Genomic DNA, 16,235 nt, shown 5'->3' with positions numbered 1-16,235 from the left:
CCACCCCACCACCTGACCCTCAAACCGAAGGACAGCACCCATGAAGAAATCGCACGTGGCATTCGCTGCCATGGCCGCCGCATCCGCCCTGGTCCTGACGGGCTGCAGCTCCGACGCGGGAGGCGGGGGCGGCGAAGGCGGCCTCAGCATCGACGTCCCCGACGTGCCCATGCTCGAGGAGCTCGGCGAGGGCGAGGGGCAGGTTAACATCGTCGCCTGGAGCGGATTCGTCGAGCCCGCCTGGAGCGACCAGTTCACGGAAGAGACCGGATGTGTCGTCAACCGCCGCGTCGCCGGCACCAGTGACGAGATGGTCACGCTCATGCGCACGGGCGAGTACGACCTCGTCTCGGCCTCCGGCGACGCGAGCCTGCGACTCATCGCGGGCGGCGACGTCGCGCCCATCAACGTCGACCTCATCCCCAACTTCGGCGACGACATCGTCGAGGGCATGAAGGGCCAGGTGTACGACACGATCAACGGGAAGAGCTACGGCGTCCCGATCGGCCGCGGCGCAAACATCCTGCAGTACAACAGCGAAGTCGTCACCGAGGCGCCCACCAGCTGGAACGTCGCCTGGGAGGCCGACAGCCCGTACGCCGGCCAGATCATCGCGTACGACGCCCCCATCTACATCGCCGACGCCGCCGTGTACCTCATGGCCACCCAACCCGACCTCGGCATCACCAACCCGTACGCGCTCGACGAGACGCAGCTGAACGCGGCAGTCGAGCTGCTCAAGACTCAGAACGGCATCGTCAGCGAGTACTGGAGCGACCCGGTTGCGCAGATCACCTCGTTCACGGGCGGTACGTCGGTCGTCGGCACCTCGTGGGAGGTCCTCCGCAAGCTCTCCGAAGACGACCGCCTCAAGGGTGTGCTGCCGGAGGAAGGCTCAACCGGCTGGTCCGACGCCTGGATGGTTTCCGCTGAATCCGCCAACCCGAACTGCGCCTACCTGTGGATGGACTACACAAGCGCAGCCGAGGTCAACGGCCAGATCGCGATGAACTTCGGCATGGCCCCGGCCAACGGCGCCTTCTGCGAGCTCAACGCCGAGGCGACCGCCCACTGCGAGGAGTTCCACGCCCTCGACGAGGAGTACTTCTCGAAGGTGTGGTTCTGGACCACCCCCATCGAGCAGTGCGTTGACGGCCGCACCGACGTGCAGTGCACGAACTTCCAGGAGTGGACCAACGCCTGGCAGTCCGTGAAGGGCTAAGCCCCATTCCACCCCGGTCGGCGGCGGCGAGACAGCCGCCGCCGACCACCCCTCAGGCATCGCCCACCCAAGCCGTCGACCACTGAAAGGCACCCCTCGTGACGACACTCGACTCGTGGCTCCACCGGCACCGCAGCGCGCGGCTCGGCGGGCTCCTCGCAGCTCCCATGCTGTGGCTCGTCGGCATCTACATCTTCTCGCTGGCCTTCCTGCTCGTGACGGCTTTCTGGGTCACCGACCCGTTCACGTCGAAGGTCAAGCCCGGCTTCACGCTCGCGAACTTCGAGGCGATCATCACGACGCCCGCTTACCTCTCGACGAGTTTCCGCACTCTCGGCATCGCGATCGCCGTGACCCTCATCTGCGCGGCTATCGCCATCCCGCTCGGCATCTTCATGGCGAAGATCGCCAGCCCACGCAACCGCGAGCTCCTGGTCATCGCCATCACCATGCCGCTCTGGGCCGGCTACCTCGTCAAGGTGCTCGCGATGCGCATCACCTTCACGGAAGACGGCCTCTTCAACTGGCTCATGAACCCGTTCGGCATCTCTGGGCCGGGCTTCAGCATCCCGACCGTGATCCTCACGCTCTGCTACCTGTGGTTCCCGTACATGGCGATGCCGGTCTACACGGCCGTCAGGCAGATTCCAGACAATCTCTTCGACGCAGCGTCCGACCTCGGCGCCGGCAACTGGCTGACGGTCCGCTCGGTGGTCCTGCCGCTCATCGTGCCTGCGCTCATCGCCGGCTCCATCTTCACGTTCTCGCTCAGCCTGGGCGACTACATCACCGCCGAGTTCGTGGGCGGCTCCACGCAGATGATCGGCAGCATCATCGCCTCGAACATCAACCTCAACCCGCCGCTCGCCGCCGCCTTCTCCGTCATCCCCATCGCGTTTGTCCTCATCTACCTGCTCTCCGTGCGCCGCACCGGCGCGCTCGAGCGGCTCTAGCGCCTCTCCCAAAGAAGCGCCTCTTTCAAGGAGTCAGCATGCTCAGGCTTTCCAAGACCGCGCGCTTCGCGCTCGGGGCGTTTGTCATCGCCGTCCTCGGGTTCATCTACGTGCCGCTACTGCTCGTGGTCGCCAACTCGTTCAGCTCCGCCCGCATCTCCGCCTGGCCGATCCCCGGCTTCTCGCTCGACTGGTGGATCAAGGCGGCAGGCGAGACGTCGCTGCACACGGCGATTCTGAACTCGATCATCACCGCGACTGGCGCGACGATCATCGCCTGCATCCTCGGGACCCTCGTCGCCTTCGCGCTCCAGCGGTACTCGTTCTTCGGGCGCGACGCTGTCAACCTGCTTGTCGTGCTGCCCATCGCGCTCCCCGGCGTCGTCACCGGTGTCGCTCTCAGCAACACGTACTCGAGCATCCTCGACCCCATCGGCATCCAGCTCGGCTACTTCGGGATGATCATCGCCCACGGCACGTTCTGCATCGTCATGGTCTTCAACAACGTGCTCGCGAGGCTGCGGCGCATGAACCAGAGCCTCGAGGAGGCGTCGATGGACCTCGGCGCTGGCATCTGGGAGACCTTCCGCCTCGTCACGTTCCCGCAGTTCCGCTCGGCGTTCATCGCCGGCGCGCTCCTCGCCTTCGCGCTCAGCTTCGACGAGGTTGTCGTCACGATCTTCACCGCCCCGCCGGGCGTCGACACCCTGCCGCTGTGGATCATGAACCAGATGGGCCGACCCAACGAGGCGAGCCTCGTGAACGTCGCCGCGACGGTCCTCATCCTGCTGTCGTTCATCCCCGTCTACTTCTCGCAGCGCCTCACCCGCGGCGACGACTAGCGCCACGGGCGGGTCTCCGGTCTTGCCCACCGGCCAACTTCCGGGACGAGATGCCCTGTTGTTCGCCGTGAGACACCGGATTCGGCCATCCATCACGCAAGTTGGACAGGGGCCGCTCGCAGACGCCGAGCTCACGGGCAGCTGCGTAGTCAGCGAACCTGAGCGCGGGGGCTGAAGAACGGCAGCGCGATGGGCTTGAAGACGACGCCCCGCGAGGCCTTCACGAGGCCCACGATCGAGAGCACGACGTGCGTCACCGAGAGGGCGAACCAGATGGTGATGGGGATGCCGATCGGGTAGAACGTCGACGAGTACTCGTCCAAGGTCATGAGGAACGCGATGTGCAGCGCGATGAGGATGACTGAGGAGATCAGGTAGGTGATCCCCCAGTTGGCGGCGTTCGTCCGGTTCCGCTCCCCGGCCTCGGTCGCCGGTGCGCGCGACCGTCCGACCGCCGTCATGACGATTCCCGCGACGATGGCGCTCACGAACGGGAACGGGATGAGCGCGAGCAGCCCGACGCCCCACTGCACGGCCCCGTTCGCGAGAGGCCTGACGAGAAGGACCTGCTGCGGCTGTCCCGTCGGCGGCGGGAACTGCGGCGCCTGCTGCTCGGTCTGCGCTGCGTACTGGGCGGCGGCCGGCGGTGCTGGCTGGACTTCTGGCTGGGCATCCGGTGCCGCGGCAGGCTCCTGCTGCGGTGCCCCGGATGGCGCGAAGTACAGGTTGTTGGCCCACGACCCGGAACCGGTGAGCTGTTGGCGCTTCTCGGCGGGAAGCCCGAGCGCGTAGCGGATGAGCGAGTCCACGCTCGCCTCGTCGTCGCGGACCATGCCCTGCGCCTCGGTCAGCATCTCCGGGAAGGGGTTGTCGTCGTCCGTGACGCCCAGCACGTGGATCTCAGCGACTTCGAGCAGCAGGTAGCGACCGCGGTTCGCGGGGTCGTTCAGCGCGTTGCGCGCCTCGGCGATCTGTCGCTGCGTCTCCTCGTCGTGCGGGAGCTGCGCGAAGAGGCGCTCGAGGTTGGCGACGCCCTGGTCGTAGTCGCCGAGGATCGCCATGGCGGGCGCATCCCAGATCGTCGAGGGAACGAGGCGGCCGGACCCGGAGACGAGCAGCTCGTGCACGAGCGGCACATCCCACTTCCACTCCGAGAGACCGGTGACCCGCTTGAGCGGGTCCCCCTGACCTGGGATCTCGTCGACAACGTAGAGATAACTGCGGTTCGCCATCATCCGAGCCTAACGGCCGACGCCCTCGTCTCGGGGTCGCGGTCGGCGACCCCGGACGCGGGTATCGGGGCGGGTGAGGTCAGTCCTCGTCTTCCTCCGCGAGCTCGGCCTTCTTCTCGACCTTGGGCAGACAGTTGAAGAGGGCGTAGCCGATGAGGCCGACGACGATGGCCGAGATGATGGCCGGGTGCAGCAGCGTCTCCGACGCGCCTTCGATGAGCCAGGGCTGCACGAAGACGAGGCCGATGACCTGGGCGAAGACGAGCACGAACGCCAGCAGCAGGAAGACGATCATGGCGATGCCGAAGAGTGGATGCAGGATGCGGTGCAGTGCGGTGCGCATGGTTTCAGACTCCTATCCGCCGGGAACCGGGACGATCCCCAGCGCGATCAGGACGCCGAGCGCGAAGAACGGCACGACGTAGTAGATGATGAGCGGCACGAACGTGGACTCGGGTTTGGCACCCGTGAGTCCGCTCGCGACGAAGATGGCGCCGGAGGCCGGCGGGGATGCACCCTCCGTCGACGCGAACACGAGGATCGCGATGACGGCGAGCAGCGGGTCGATGCCAGCGGCGATGAGCGTGAACAGCGATACCTGGCCGACGGCCGTGAGGGTCGCGGTCGAGGAGAGCGGGCCCGCGACGAGCACGATGAGCAGACCGATGAACGTCACGAGCAGCCACAGCGGGATGTCGACGCCGCTCAGTAACTGGTCGACGTCCTCGGCGAGGCCGAGCTCGGCGAGCACCTCGCTGGCGACGACCGCGAAGAAGAGGAGCGCGACGATCGTGGAGAACTTCGGCGCACCGCTCGTGATGAGCTCCCACCAGCCGCGGGGCGAGCGAGGGAGGTCCTTCCAAGCCACGATCGCGGCGAAGAACATGATGAGCACGGGGATCCACACGATGAGCGAGATCGAGCCCATCGCCTCGGAGAGCGCCGGTGTCGCCTGCAGGAAGTCCGCAAGCGGACCGACCGAGATGACGATCGGGATGAGGGCGCCGAGGAAGATGAGCGTCGACGAGCCGCCGCGCTTCATCGCGCGTCGCCACGGCAGGAGCTCGGGGCCGGACGCGGCGGTGATCTTGTCGCGCTTCACGAACCAGCCGATGAGGCCCATCCGGAACACGAACTGGTAGATGCCGGCCACGAGCAGCGCCAGGTACACCTCGCTGGTCGTGACGAGAGTTCCCGCGAAGCCGATCATGATGACCATGGAGGCGCTCGGCGGGAGCGCCGTGCCGAGGCCCGCGTTGCCGGCGATGACGGTGGCTGCGCGCGAGCGCTTCCAGCCGGTGCGCACCATCCACGGCCCGGTGATGGAACCAGAGGATGCCGCGTTGCCCGTGTTGGAGCCGCCCGCGACCGCGCCCATGGCACCGGATGCGAGGGTGTCGACGATCGCGGGGCCGCCGGGGAGCTTCCCGAAGAGGGAGGACAGGATGGCGATGAGACGGTCGATGACGCCGGTGCGCTCGACGAAGTGCGTCATGAAGACGAACGCGACGGCGGCGTAGAGGACCTGGTTCTCCGACGCGTCGACGACCGCGGTCACGGCGTACTCGGGGGCGTTGAAGCCGGCGAACGCGAGCGTGACGAGGAAGCCGAGGATCATGGCCTCCGCCATGTTCCGCTTGACGACGACGTTCCAGATGACGATGGTGGCGATGAACGCGACGAGGGCGATCAGTGCGACAGGCATGACCCTCCCTCACGTCGGCGGGGCGGGGGCCCCTGGTAGGTGGTGCACATGGCAGCTCCTTTGCTGTCTATGGTCTGGTGCGCCGGGTCAGGCGCTGGGATTGGCTTCGGCGCGCTGGCGCAGGATCTCGGCGCGGCGGCCCGCCTCGTCGGCGAGCACGGCCCGGCCCGCCTTGAGCGCCGCGGATGCGCGGTCGACGGGGAGCACAAGCACGCCGTCCTCGTCCGCGACGACGTAGTCGCCCGTCGAGCAGACGGCCCCACCGAGCGAGATCGTCTCGCCGACTCGCCCCGGGCCCGACTTGTATGGGCCGGCCGGTGAGACAGCGACGGCCCAGACGGGCAGGCCGATCTCGGCGATGGCCGACACGTCGCGCACGGCGCCGTCGACGATGATGCCCCGCACGCCCGCGTTCACGGCGCGCTCCGCGATGAGCTCACCGAGGAGCGCCCGCTCCTCGTGGCCGCCGCCCGCGACGACCAGTACCTCACCGGGTCGGACCACCTTGAGCGCCTCGTGGAGGGCTTTGTTGTCGCCGGGATTGACGAGCACGGTGCGGGCAGGGCCGGCGATCGGGCCCGACGCCCAGATGGGCTTGATGCGGGAGTTCGCGAAGCCGAGTCGGTCGCCGCCGTCGCCGAGCGCCGCCGTCGGCACTGCCTCGAGCTCGGCGGCGAAGTCCGGCTTCGCCTCGAAGGCCAGGTCGAGGTGGCGGCGGCGTGCGCCCTCGGTGACGGGCCAGTTGCCGGGAAGCGAGCCGAGCAGCTCCAGGCTGTCGCCGAGCTCGTGGGCGCGCCGGTCGGCGTGGATGCGCGTCCCCTCGTCGAGCCGCGACGTGGCGGCCTCGCCGTCGGCCAGCGACTCGACGATCTGCGCGCGCATCCACGCTGCTTCGCCCGCTGCGCGGCCGGCGGCCATGGACTCGCTGATGAGCGCGCCAAGCCCCTTCATGTAGACGCTGCGCAGCAGCTTGCGGCCGGATGCGTCGCCGATGGCGTCGCTGACGACGTCGGCCGTCGCGCCGATCGAACGCAGCACCTCGGCGGCGGACTCGGCGTCCGGCCCGGAGAGGATGACACGCACCTGCGCCCCGTACTTCTTCACCGAGCCGATCACGGCGCCGTCGACGACCTTCGCGCGGTCGCCGATCTCGGCGGCGACGGCCTGCTTGAGCTGCGGAGACCCCGCGTTGAGGTCGAGGAACACGGCGGAGGGCTGGAGGTGCGGGGCGGCATCGCGCGCGGCACCTGCGGCGTGGGCCGCCGTCGTGAGGCCGAGCACCGCATCCGCCCCCGCGACCGCGTCGGCGATCGAGCCGGCGGTTGCCATTCCGGGGATCTCGACTCCCCTGGGGTCGAAGCCGACAACGTCCCACGACGCGTCGACGAACGCCTTCGCGTACATGCTTCCGGCTTCACCGAGGCCGAGGACAGCGATTCTCATGAACGACTCCGTTGTCATCTGGCAGAGGCTTCTATCACTCTGCGCAACTTGATTTCGCGTAACGATAGCAGGCGTGCGTGTCCACGGCTAGGACGAGCCTCGGATGGGGGCGCATTGCACCCGGTGGTACGTTGAAGAACCAGCTGGCAGAGAGGGCGATCCGAGTGAGCGTTGAGCGCGTCAATCAGGGCCGGACGCTCGAACGAGCGCTCGACGTCATCGAGTGCGTCGAGGCGTCACGGACGCCGATGAAGCTGACGCAGATATCCAAGGCCACCGGACTGCACATCACGACCACGCAGCGCATCACGACGACCCTCGCGCGGCGCGGGTACCTCGCTTCTACCGAGGCCGGCTACACGCTCGGCCCGGTTGTCCTCGCCCACGCGCACGCGTTCATGCTCCAGGACCGGCTCGCCGCCGTCTCACATCCAGTGCTACAGAACCTGACCGAGACGACCGGATTCACGTCGTCGGTCTATGTGCGATCTGGCTGGTCGCGCATCCTCGTCGCGCGCGTCGAGCCACCCGAATCGCTCCGCTACCGGTTCCCGATCGGGCAGCGCCTCGACCTCGACGTCGGCGGCGGGAAGGTGCTGCTCGCGGCGGTCCCGCCGGAGGAGCTCGACGAGTTCCTGGCGAACTACGCGGGGCTCGCGCTCGCCAGCGGACGCCAGCAGACCGCCGACTCGCTCCGAGCGGAGCTCGCCGAAGCTGCCGCGACGGGCACCTACGAGAGCCACTCCGAGCGCTACCCGGGAACGGTGAGCCTCACGGCGGCCACCACGGACTCGCGCGGCAGCGTCATCGGCGTCGTGAACCTCGTGACCACGGAAGAGACGATCACCGAGAACGGACTCGCGAAGTTCCGGTCGCGCGTCATCCAAGCCGCTCGCGTCATCGGCGAGCAGCTCTAGGAACTCTGGAGCTCCAGCGCCGGTCTCGCCGTCAGGTGGCCGACTTCCGTGATGCCCAGGCGGCCAACTTCCGTGATGGATTCGCGGATCGCGAGCTCAGGGGCAGCGCGAACGCTCATCCATCACGGGAGTTGGTCAGCGCCAGGCGTGAAACCCCCGAGTAGGCGTGAGCTACTTGCCGAAGAGGTCTCCGAGGCCGGGGATGTCGAAGCCGAAGTTGCCCGCCTGTTCTTCGACGCCGCCGAGGAATTGATCGCCGGCTCCTGAGAGCTGCTCGCCGGCGCCGGCGAACTGGTCACCGAACCCGCCGACCTGATCGCCGAGACCGGAGACGGTCTCGCCGATGCCGCCGAACTCACCGAGGTCGGCGGTGAGCCCCTCGAAGCCCTCGATACCGGACGCGGCGATGCCGTCGAAGTCGATACCGGATGCCATCGCGTCACCGAGCAGAGGCAAGGCGACGGAGCTCGCCACGGCGCCTCCGACGACGCCGAGCGCGATTCCGCCGAGCGCTCCCGCACCCGCAGCGGCCGCCCCGGCTCCCGCGACCCCCATCCCTCGGCCGAAGCGGGAGGAACCGCCGCGACTCGATCCTGGCGTGAAGTTCCCGCCGCCTCGCGAGGAGGCGATGCGCTTGCCCGCGCCGAGCACCTTCGCCATGAAGCCGGGCCGTTGCACTTCTCCGCGCGTCGCGGCGCGCGCCAGGTCGTCTGGCGAGCTCGACTGGGGGCGGTCGTACGGGCCGGACTCGGCACTCAGACGCTCGCGCACCTGGTCGCGCTGCTCAGGGGTGAGGCGCTGGAACGCCTCGCGGTGGGCCTGCTCGAGCTGATCGGGCGCAGCCGTCTTGAGCAGGTAGTCGTACTTCGCGATGGCCGCCTTGTCGGCGGCGCTTCCCGACCCGGCGCCCGCACCGGGACGTGAGCCGTGGCTCGGAGCGCTCGGCGGGCGCTGGTCGTACCGGCCCTGCTGGCCGTACTGGGGCGCCTGGCCCGGGTGGCCCTGCTGGTTCTGGTAGCCCTGCTGGCTCGGGTAGCCCTGCTGGCCGCGAGACTGCTGGCCGTCGCCGGTCACCTGATCGGCGACCTTGCGAACCATGTCCTTCCAGTCCCCGGAGCCGCTCTTACCGCCGCCCCGGTTGCCGGAGTTGCCGGAGCCACCGGAGTTGCCGAGGGCCTTGGAGGCCGCGCCGAGAATCTTGTTGAAGTCAACCATGCGCTTATCGTGACCCACCGGCCTATGGAAAACGTATGGAGCGCATCCGGTTCCGCTCAGAGCGTTGCGGCCGCGTCACGCCGGCTGGCGCCATCCCACCAGTCGAGCACTCGCAGCGCCTGGAAGGTGACCCATTTGGACGGCTCGCCTGTGGGTGCATCCACGTGCACCCACACGTCTCCGGCGAGCCGGTGGCCCTGCAGCCAGGCACCATCCGGCTGGCGCAGGGCGCGGATGATCTCGATGGCCTCGGACATCCTGGTGTCCGGCGGCATGCCGTCCGCGAGCGCCGCCGCGCGGAAGTAGTCGGCCGCGCCGAGCACGCTGTACCAGGCGCGGCGGGGGTAGGCGAGACTCGTCGCCTGCTCGGAGAACGGCTCCCCCGTCGACAGCCTGCGGAACAGCGAGCGCTCGAGCAGATACTCCTCGCCGCGGCGGCGGGATGCGCGCACGCGTTCCGCGTCGCCGGTGGCGAGCTGGTAGTCGAGCAGCCCGATGAGCGAGTTGAGGGTCGAGTGGAACGACGATGTCGCAGATCCCTCCACCCACTCGCAGTTCCAGCCGCCGTCACCCTGCTGGTGCTCGAGGAACCAGGTGACGATGCCGTCGACGTCGGCCCCGAGCCAGAGTCCGTTCGACAGGGTCCAGGAGTTGATGCAGCAGTCGACCTCGCCCTGCCAATAGGGCAGGTCGTCGTACTCCCACGTGACGGCTTTCAGCTTCTCCACCGTGCCCTCGAGCACCCGCGCCTCCAGCCCCCACTCGCGCAGGTCCTTGAGCACCCAGGTTGTTGTGGTCCACGGCTGGGGCTGCTGGTGCTCGAACTCCCACCCCTCGGGGAAGAACGCGCCGCCTGCCCACGTGCCCTCCGGGTCCTGATGCGACAGCAGCTCTACCCCGAACCCCTCGCTCGCGACGCGGGCGCGGGTCGCCCGCCAGCGTTGCTCTGGCATACCGAGCAGGTCTCGCTCGACCTGCCACCGCAGTGACGGGTCGGAGTCCAGCAGCCAAGCCTCGAGTTGGGTGTCCATCAGGCGCTCCTCGTCCTCGCACCGAGCGTATCCGCGGACGGGGGCGAGATCGAGAGGTGGCTTCGGCGCGGGATGCATGCTCGGCTCGAATGTCGGCGGCACCGGCTACGTTGACGCTATGCAGTCGAACAGCCGAGTCCACGCTCCGGAGTTGAGCACCCGATGAGCAAGCGCGCGGTGCAGGCCGGCGCGGCCGCCGATGTGCTCGCCCCGCACCTCGAGCGGCTGCGCACCGAACTCGAGATCCCCGTCGACTACCCCGCCGACGCGCTGCTCGAGGCCGAGGCAGCTGCGGCACTCGAGTTCCACGCCGGACCAGACTCCGTCAGGCAGGACCTCCGCGACCTGCCTTTCGTGACCCTCGACCCCGTCGGGTCCCGCGACCTCGACCAGGCCTTCTTCCTCCGACGCGTCGCGGCAGCCGACGCTGAACCCGCCCGGTTCGAGGTGTTCTACGCGATCGCCGACGTCGCCTCGTTCGTCGAGCCGGGTGGCGCGCTCGACGCCGAGACCCACCGGCGCGCCCTCACCGTGTACGGCCCCGACGGCCGTTTCGGCCTGCATCCGACCGTCCTCAGCGAGGGTGCCGCGAGCCTGCTCCCCGACGTCGACAGACCGGCTGTGGTGTGGCGGATGCGGCTCGACGCGTCGGGTGAGCTGCTCGACGACATCGACGTACGTCGATCCGTGGTCCGTTCGCGGGCGCAGCTCGACTACGCGTCGGTACAGCGACAGCTCGACGACGGAACCGCCGACGAGCTGCTGCAGCTTCTCGCCGAGGTGGGTCAGCTGCGCATCGACGCCCAGTTCACGCGCGGGGGCGCAACGCTCGAGGTCCCAGACCAGGAGATCGAGCGCAGCGAAGATGGGACCCGCTACCGGTTGGTGCTGCGCGAGCCGCTGGCGAGCGAGGAGTTCAACGCGCAGCTGTCACTGCTCACCGGCATCGCCGCGGCGAGGATGCATCGCCTCGCCGGAGTCGGCATCTGGCGCACCCTCGATGAGGCTCGCCCCGAAGATGTCGAGCGCCTGCGCCGTGTCGCCACGGCCCTCGGGTTCGACTGGACCCCGAGCTCCTCCTACGCCGAGTTCGTGCGAACCATCGACACGTCGCGTCCCGAATACGCGGCGTTCGCGACCGAGGCGACCCGACTGTTCCGCGGCGCGGGATACGCGGCGTTCGGAACGCCGGAGCATCCTGAGGTCCCGCGCGGCGCATCGCACAGCGCTATCGCGGCCGAGTACGCGCACGTCACGGCGCCCCTCCGACGCCTCGTCGACCGGTACGGCACCGAGATCGCGCTGGCGTTCTGCGCCGGCCGAGAGGTGCCGTCCTGGGTGGTGGATGCGCTCGGCGCGCTCCCGGCTGAGATGGCAGCGGGGTCGCAGCGCGCGAACGCGTACGAGCGAGGAACCGTCGACCTGCTCGAGGCAGTGCTGCTCGGACCACTGGTCGGCGAGGAGCTCGACGGGATCGTCGTCGAGTCCTCACCGACCGGTGAAGCCACGGAGCGACGGGCGAAGGCGACCGTGCTGCTGCGCGATCCGGCGGTGAGGGCGAGGGTCGTCGGCGACGCCTCGGCGCTCGAGCTGGGCGCCCCGGTCGTGGTTCGCGTCGAGTCGGTCGACCCGGACAGGCGGACGGTCACACTCAGCGTCGTCTCGCCGGGCGCCTCCGAACTCGAGCGCTGAACGCCCGGCCCTGGGCGCCTAGATGGAGGTCCAGGTGAACGAGTAGCCGTTGCCGTTGCGGTGGCAGGACTCTGTGATCTTCGTCCACGAGCTGATGTACGTGCGCTGCACTGCCTGGCAGTCGGCGAGCGATCCGCCGGTCCAGTACATCTGCTCCGTGCCGGCATTCGCGATCGCCGGAGCGGAGACGGCGATGCCGACGGCGAAGAGGGCTGCGGTGATGCTTGAGGCGATTCGACGCATGAGAACTCCTTCGACAGGCCCGGCTGGTCCGGGATGTCGGCGAGCGTAGACCCGCAGATTGCGATGCACTCGCACTGCAGGGCGCGTGCGGGAGGCGGGGAGAACTCCCCTCCCCGCGATGGCGCGCGAGTCGGCGAGGCCCTGGATGTTTCCTCCGCGATCTCGCCCTCGTTCGCAGGCGGCGGTGCTAGTCGAACTCCGCGAACGGGCACGGACGACGAGCACGGGTCACGCCCCGAATAGGATCGACAGCGTGCATCCCACGATCTCCCCCACGCTCGCCACGCACCCGAGGACCCGCCGATGAGGCTCGCCGTGATCGGCGCCGGGCAGATCGTCGCCGACTTCCTCCCCCACGTCGCCGACGTTCCGGGGCTCGAGCTCGCCGCCATCTCGGGACGTCGACGCGAGCACCTCGAGAAGCTCCAGGCCCAGTTCGACATCGAGCGGGTCTACACGGACCTCGACGACTGCCTCGCCGACGCATCCGTGGACACGGTCTGGGTCGCCGTGCCCAACTCCCTGCACTTCGAAGTCTCCCGGAAGGCGCTCGAGGCCGGGAAGCACGTCATCTGCGAGAAGCCGTTCGTGCTCGAGGAATCGGAGCTGCAGGAGCTGCGAGCCCTCGCGACGGAACGCGATCTGATCCTCATCGAGGCGATCACGACGCAGTACCTCGCGAACTACCGCTGGATCAGGGAGCACCTCGACCTGGTCGGCAAGGTCAAGCTCATCCAGTCGGACTACTCGCAGTACTCGTCCCGCTACGACGCCTTCCGCGACGGCACGGTACTGCCGGCCTTCGACCCCGCGCAGGGCGGCGGAGCGCTCATGGACCTCGGCATCTACGCCATCCACTTCGTCGTCGGGCTGCTCGGTCGGCCGAAGCACGTGAGCTACACGCCGAACGTGCAGCGCGGCGTCGACACGTCAGGCGTGTTGGTCCTCGACTACGGCGAGACCACCGCCGTGTGCGTCTGCGCGAAGGACTCTGACGGCCCCATCCGGAGCAAGATCCAGGGCGAGGACGGCTGGATCGTCGTCGACGGCCCGCCGAACGTCATGGCCTCTGTGAGCTACGCGCCCCGCGGCGGCGGCGCCGAGCAGGTCGACCTCACGAAGTACCCGCACCGCATGGTGGAGGAGTTCCAGGAGTTCGAGCGCATCATCCGCGAGCACGACACAGACGCGCGAGACCGTCGTCTCGACCACAGCGCCGACGTGCTCTCGGTCGTCGTGGCTGCGCGCGCGGCCACCGCAACACAGAAGGAGACTGCATGACCACCCAACTCGTACTCGTCGCGAACGCCGGCGAAGGCTCGATCTCGGTCTTCCGCTTCGACGGCACCGCCCTCGAGCGGCTCTCCGTCGCTTCCGGGCTGACCGGATGCTCGAACTTCGTCGTCGACACCGACCGCGACTTCGTCTATGCCGCGGTGAAGGGCAGCCCGGCGGGAATCGTGACGCTGCGCCTCGACCGCGAGTCGGGCGAGCTGACGCAGGTCTCGCGGCGCGATACGCCCCGCGGTGGACTCAACTACGTTGCGCTCACGAAGAACGGGTCCGCGCTGCTCGGTGCCGCGTACTCGGCGAACTACGGCCTCATCGCGCCGGTCGATGACGGCGAGGTCGGCGAGCCGACGGCCGTCGTCGAGCACCTGCACCTCCATTCGGTGGCCCCGAGCAGCGACGGCCGCTTCGCGTACTTCGTCTCGCTCGGCGACGACCTCGTAGGGCAGTACGAGATCACGGACGACCTCGAGCTCGAGCCGCTCGACCCCGTCGGCGCGGCAGCACCGGCCGGCAGCGGGCCCCGCCACATCGTGCTCAACGGCGCGGAGACCGACGCCTACGTGATCACCGAGTTCAGCGGCGAGGTGCTGCGCTTCGCGCGCGACCAGGCCACAGGCATCCTGTCGCTCGTCGACGCGGCGAGCTTCGCGGACGCACTCCAGGGCCTCCAGCGGGGAACTCTCGGTGCGAATCCGCTCGAGCCCCGTTCCATCTGGGGCGCTGACGTGCACTGGGGTGCGGACGAGCAGTTCCTCTGGACCTCGGAGCGCACGACGAGCACGCTCGCGCCCCTCAAGGTCTCCGAGGACGGCTCACTCGAGGACGCGCGCGCGTTCACGGTCACGCAGCAGCAGCCGAGAGGCTTCGGGATGAGCCCCGACGGGCACTTCCTCGTCGCCGCGGGCGAGGGTTCCACGCAGGTGTCGCTGTACGAGGTCCACGGCAACCACCTCACCGAGCTGCAGCAGGTCGAGACGGGCAGCGGCGCGAACTGGGTGCGCTGGGTCTGACGCCTGGCGCACCGGCTGTTAGCGTCGTGCCGTGACCGAGCCGCTCATCCGCCCCGCCTCCCCCGCCGACGTCCCGCAGATCCTGGACCTCATCCACGGGCTCGCGATCTACGAGCGCGAACCGGACGCGGTCAAGACCACCGAGGAGCAGCTCCATCGGAGCTTCTTCGGCGAGAAACCGGCGGTCTTCGCGACGGTCGCGGAAGCGCCGCACGAGACAGGGGCCAGGGCCGGCACCGACCCCGCGCGCCTCGACGGCATGGCCCTCTGGTTCCTGAGCTACTCGACGTGGGAGGGTGAGCACGGCATCTGGCTGGAGGACCTCTACGTGCGGGAGGATTCGCGCGGTGGGGGCATCGGGAAGGCGCTGCTCAGCTCGCTCGCGCAGGAGTGCGTCGCGAAGGGGTACCGGCGCCTCGAGTGGTCGGTGCTGAAGTGGAATGAGCCGTCGATCGGGTTCTACAGGAGCCTCGGGGCGTTCCCGATGGATGAGTGGGACACGTTCCGGCTCACGGGCGATCCGCTGCAGGCGCTCGGCCGCTGAGCAGGATCTCCGCGAGCCAGCCCGCAGCTTTCGGCACGGATCCCCGGCGGGTGACAAACGACACGTGCCGCTCCCCCAGGTCCTGCACGGCGGGGCGCAGCACGACGTCGAAGTCGGGGTCGATGGCGGCATCCGTCGAGAGCGCGAAGCCGAGCCCTTCGGCGACGAGGCCATGGATCATGTAGAGGTCGTCGGTGCGCATCAGCTCGCGAACGGGGTAGCCGAGCGACTGGCCGACACGGCGAAGCACGCGGTCGGATGCTTCGTCGTTGCTGCGGCTGAACACCCACGGCACCTCCCGCAGGTCGGCGAAGTCGATGCTTTCCCGCGCCGCCCACTCGCTGTCGCGCGCCACCATGACGCGGTACGGCTCCGTGAGCAGCCGCTGCAGCACGAGATCGGGGACGACGAACGCGGGCTCGACGGACACGTCGAAGATGAGCCCCGCGTGCACCTCGCCGCTCCTCAGCATCCGCACGACCTCGGTCGGCTCCCCCTCGACGACCTCGACGCGCACCGACGTGCGTTTCTGCAGGGCGGCGATCGCGGCGGGCAGCAGGCGCGACCCCATCGACGCGAACGTGCCGACCCGCAGGGTGACGACGCCGGCGTCGCGCTGGTCGGCGACCGCCTGCTCCGCCCGGTCGATGCGCGCGACCGCCTGCGCGATGTCGGCGGCGAACGACTCCCCGAGCGGGGTCAGGGACGTGCCGCGCCGTCCGCGCACGACGAGCCGGGCGCCGAGGTGCGACTCGAGGCTTCGCAGGTGGTGCGTCACCGTCGGCACCCCGTACTGCAGCGCCTTCGCCGCTCCCGTCAGGCTCCCGTGCTCCTGCACGGCGAGGAGCACCCGAAACTGCTGGAGGTTCATCACACATAGACCGTATGTCACT

Annotated in this window: 16 protein-coding genes; 8 read left to right on the top strand and 8 right to left on the bottom strand. The window is 68.9% G+C overall.

Going from position 1 to position 16,235, the window contains the following annotated elements; all coding sequences use genetic code 11:
• Positions 1–40 precede the first annotated feature (40 nt).
• From HDC34_RS03060 to HDC34_RS03050, 3 genes are all read left to right on the top strand, one after another.
• Positions 41–1,222 (top strand): ABC transporter substrate-binding protein, encoded by a 1,182-nt coding sequence (locus HDC34_RS03060; protein WP_179555799.1) that lies wholly within the window; start codon positions 41–43, stop codon positions 1,220–1,222.
• Between the two features lie 98 nt (positions 1,223–1,320).
• Positions 1,321–2,175, top strand: a complete 855-nt coding sequence (locus HDC34_RS03055) for an ABC transporter permease (RefSeq protein ID WP_308807246.1) — start codon at positions 1,321–1,323, stop codon at positions 2,173–2,175.
• Between the two features lie 38 nt (positions 2,176–2,213).
• Positions 2,214–3,017: an ABC transporter permease gene (locus HDC34_RS03050; RefSeq protein ID WP_179555798.1), complete on the top strand. Its 804-nt coding sequence runs from the start codon at positions 2,214–2,216 to the stop codon at positions 3,015–3,017.
• 149 nt (positions 3,018–3,166) lie between these two features.
• Here HDC34_RS03050 and HDC34_RS03045 read toward each other — a convergent pair whose 3' ends face one another.
• The 4 genes from HDC34_RS03045 to HDC34_RS03030 all read right to left on the bottom strand — a co-directional run bounded on the left by HDC34_RS03045 (position 3,167) and on the right by HDC34_RS03030 (position 7,397).
• The gene (locus tag HDC34_RS03045; protein ID WP_179555797.1) at positions 3,167–4,249 is read right to left on the bottom strand and encodes a DUF4870 domain-containing protein; all 1,083 of its coding nucleotides are present in this window, start codon (positions 4,247–4,249) and stop codon (positions 3,167–3,169) included.
• A gap of 79 nt (positions 4,250–4,328) precedes the next feature.
• Positions 4,329–4,592: a hypothetical protein gene (locus HDC34_RS03040; RefSeq protein ID WP_179555796.1), complete on the bottom strand. Its 264-nt coding sequence runs from the start codon at positions 4,590–4,592 to the stop codon at positions 4,329–4,331.
• A gap of 12 nt (positions 4,593–4,604) precedes the next feature.
• Complete coding sequence (locus tag HDC34_RS03035) at positions 4,605–5,954, bottom strand: TRAP transporter large permease subunit (protein WP_179555795.1); 1,350 nt, start codon at positions 5,952–5,954, stop codon at positions 4,605–4,607.
• Positions 5,955–6,041: 87 nt separating this feature from the next.
• On the bottom strand, positions 6,042–7,397 hold the full coding sequence (locus HDC34_RS03030; RefSeq protein WP_179555794.1) for an RraA family protein: 1,356 nt from the start codon (positions 7,395–7,397) through the stop codon (positions 6,042–6,044).
• 164 nt (positions 7,398–7,561) lie between these two features.
• Between HDC34_RS03030 and HDC34_RS03025 the strand changes: the two genes are divergently transcribed.
• Entirely contained in the window at positions 7,562–8,314 is a 753-nt protein-coding gene (locus HDC34_RS03025) for an IclR family transcriptional regulator (RefSeq protein WP_218854870.1), read from the top strand.
• Between the two features lie 171 nt (positions 8,315–8,485).
• On the opposite strand, the gene HDC34_RS03020 is transcribed toward HDC34_RS03025, so the two are convergent.
• Together HDC34_RS03020 and HDC34_RS03015 are read right to left on the bottom strand one after the other, a co-directional pair.
• Positions 8,486–9,529 carry a hypothetical protein gene (locus HDC34_RS03020; RefSeq protein WP_179555793.1) on the bottom strand — a complete coding sequence of 348 codons (1,044 nt, stop codon included), beginning with the start codon at positions 9,527–9,529 and terminating at the stop codon, positions 8,486–8,488.
• A gap of 56 nt (positions 9,530–9,585) precedes the next feature.
• On the bottom strand, positions 9,586–10,560 hold the full coding sequence (locus HDC34_RS03015) for a squalene cyclase (protein WP_179555792.1): 975 nt from the start codon (positions 10,558–10,560) through the stop codon (positions 9,586–9,588).
• A gap of 162 nt (positions 10,561–10,722) precedes the next feature.
• Here HDC34_RS03015 and HDC34_RS03010 point away from each other — a divergent pair, with 162 nt between their 5' ends.
• Positions 10,723–12,252 (top strand): RNB domain-containing ribonuclease, encoded by a 1,530-nt coding sequence (locus tag HDC34_RS03010; RefSeq protein ID WP_179555791.1) that lies wholly within the window; start codon positions 10,723–10,725, stop codon positions 12,250–12,252.
• A gap of 18 nt (positions 12,253–12,270) precedes the next feature.
• Here HDC34_RS03010 and HDC34_RS03005 read toward each other — a convergent pair whose 3' ends face one another.
• The gene (locus HDC34_RS03005) at positions 12,271–12,495 is read right to left on the bottom strand and encodes a hypothetical protein (protein WP_068477982.1); all 225 of its coding nucleotides are present in this window, start codon (positions 12,493–12,495) and stop codon (positions 12,271–12,273) included.
• A 303-nt stretch (positions 12,496–12,798) separates the two neighbouring features.
• Between HDC34_RS03005 and HDC34_RS03000 the strand changes: the two genes are divergently transcribed.
• From HDC34_RS03000 to HDC34_RS02990, 3 genes are read left to right on the top strand one after another with little or no spacing between them, the layout of a single operon-like run.
• On the top strand, positions 12,799–13,776 hold the full coding sequence (locus HDC34_RS03000) for a Gfo/Idh/MocA family protein (protein ID WP_179555790.1): 978 nt from the start codon (positions 12,799–12,801) through the stop codon (positions 13,774–13,776).
• Positions 13,773–14,798, top strand: coding sequence for a beta-propeller fold lactonase family protein (locus tag HDC34_RS02995; RefSeq protein WP_179555789.1), 1,026 nt, complete (start codon positions 13,773–13,775; stop codon positions 14,796–14,798). Before HDC34_RS03000 ends, HDC34_RS02995 begins: the two co-directional genes overlap by 4 nt.
• 31 nt (positions 14,799–14,829) lie before the next feature.
• Positions 14,830–15,342, top strand: a complete 513-nt coding sequence (locus tag HDC34_RS02990; protein ID WP_179555788.1) for a GNAT family N-acetyltransferase — start codon at positions 14,830–14,832, stop codon at positions 15,340–15,342.
• On the opposite strand, the gene HDC34_RS02985 is transcribed toward HDC34_RS02990, so the two are convergent.
• Positions 15,308–16,213, bottom strand: coding sequence for a LysR family transcriptional regulator (locus HDC34_RS02985; RefSeq protein ID WP_179555787.1), 906 nt, complete (start codon positions 16,211–16,213; stop codon positions 15,308–15,310). The genes HDC34_RS02990 and HDC34_RS02985 overlap by 35 nt on opposite strands.
• Between the last annotated feature and the right edge of the window lie 22 nt (positions 16,214–16,235).

This window comes from Pseudoclavibacter sp. JAI123, assembly GCF_013409665.1.
In the GTDB taxonomy this organism is placed as follows: domain Bacteria; phylum Actinomycetota; class Actinomycetes; order Actinomycetales; family Microbacteriaceae; genus Pseudoclavibacter.
The sequence above is the reverse complement of the archived record's forward strand: the minus strand, read 5'-3'. Positions and strand labels throughout refer to the sequence as shown.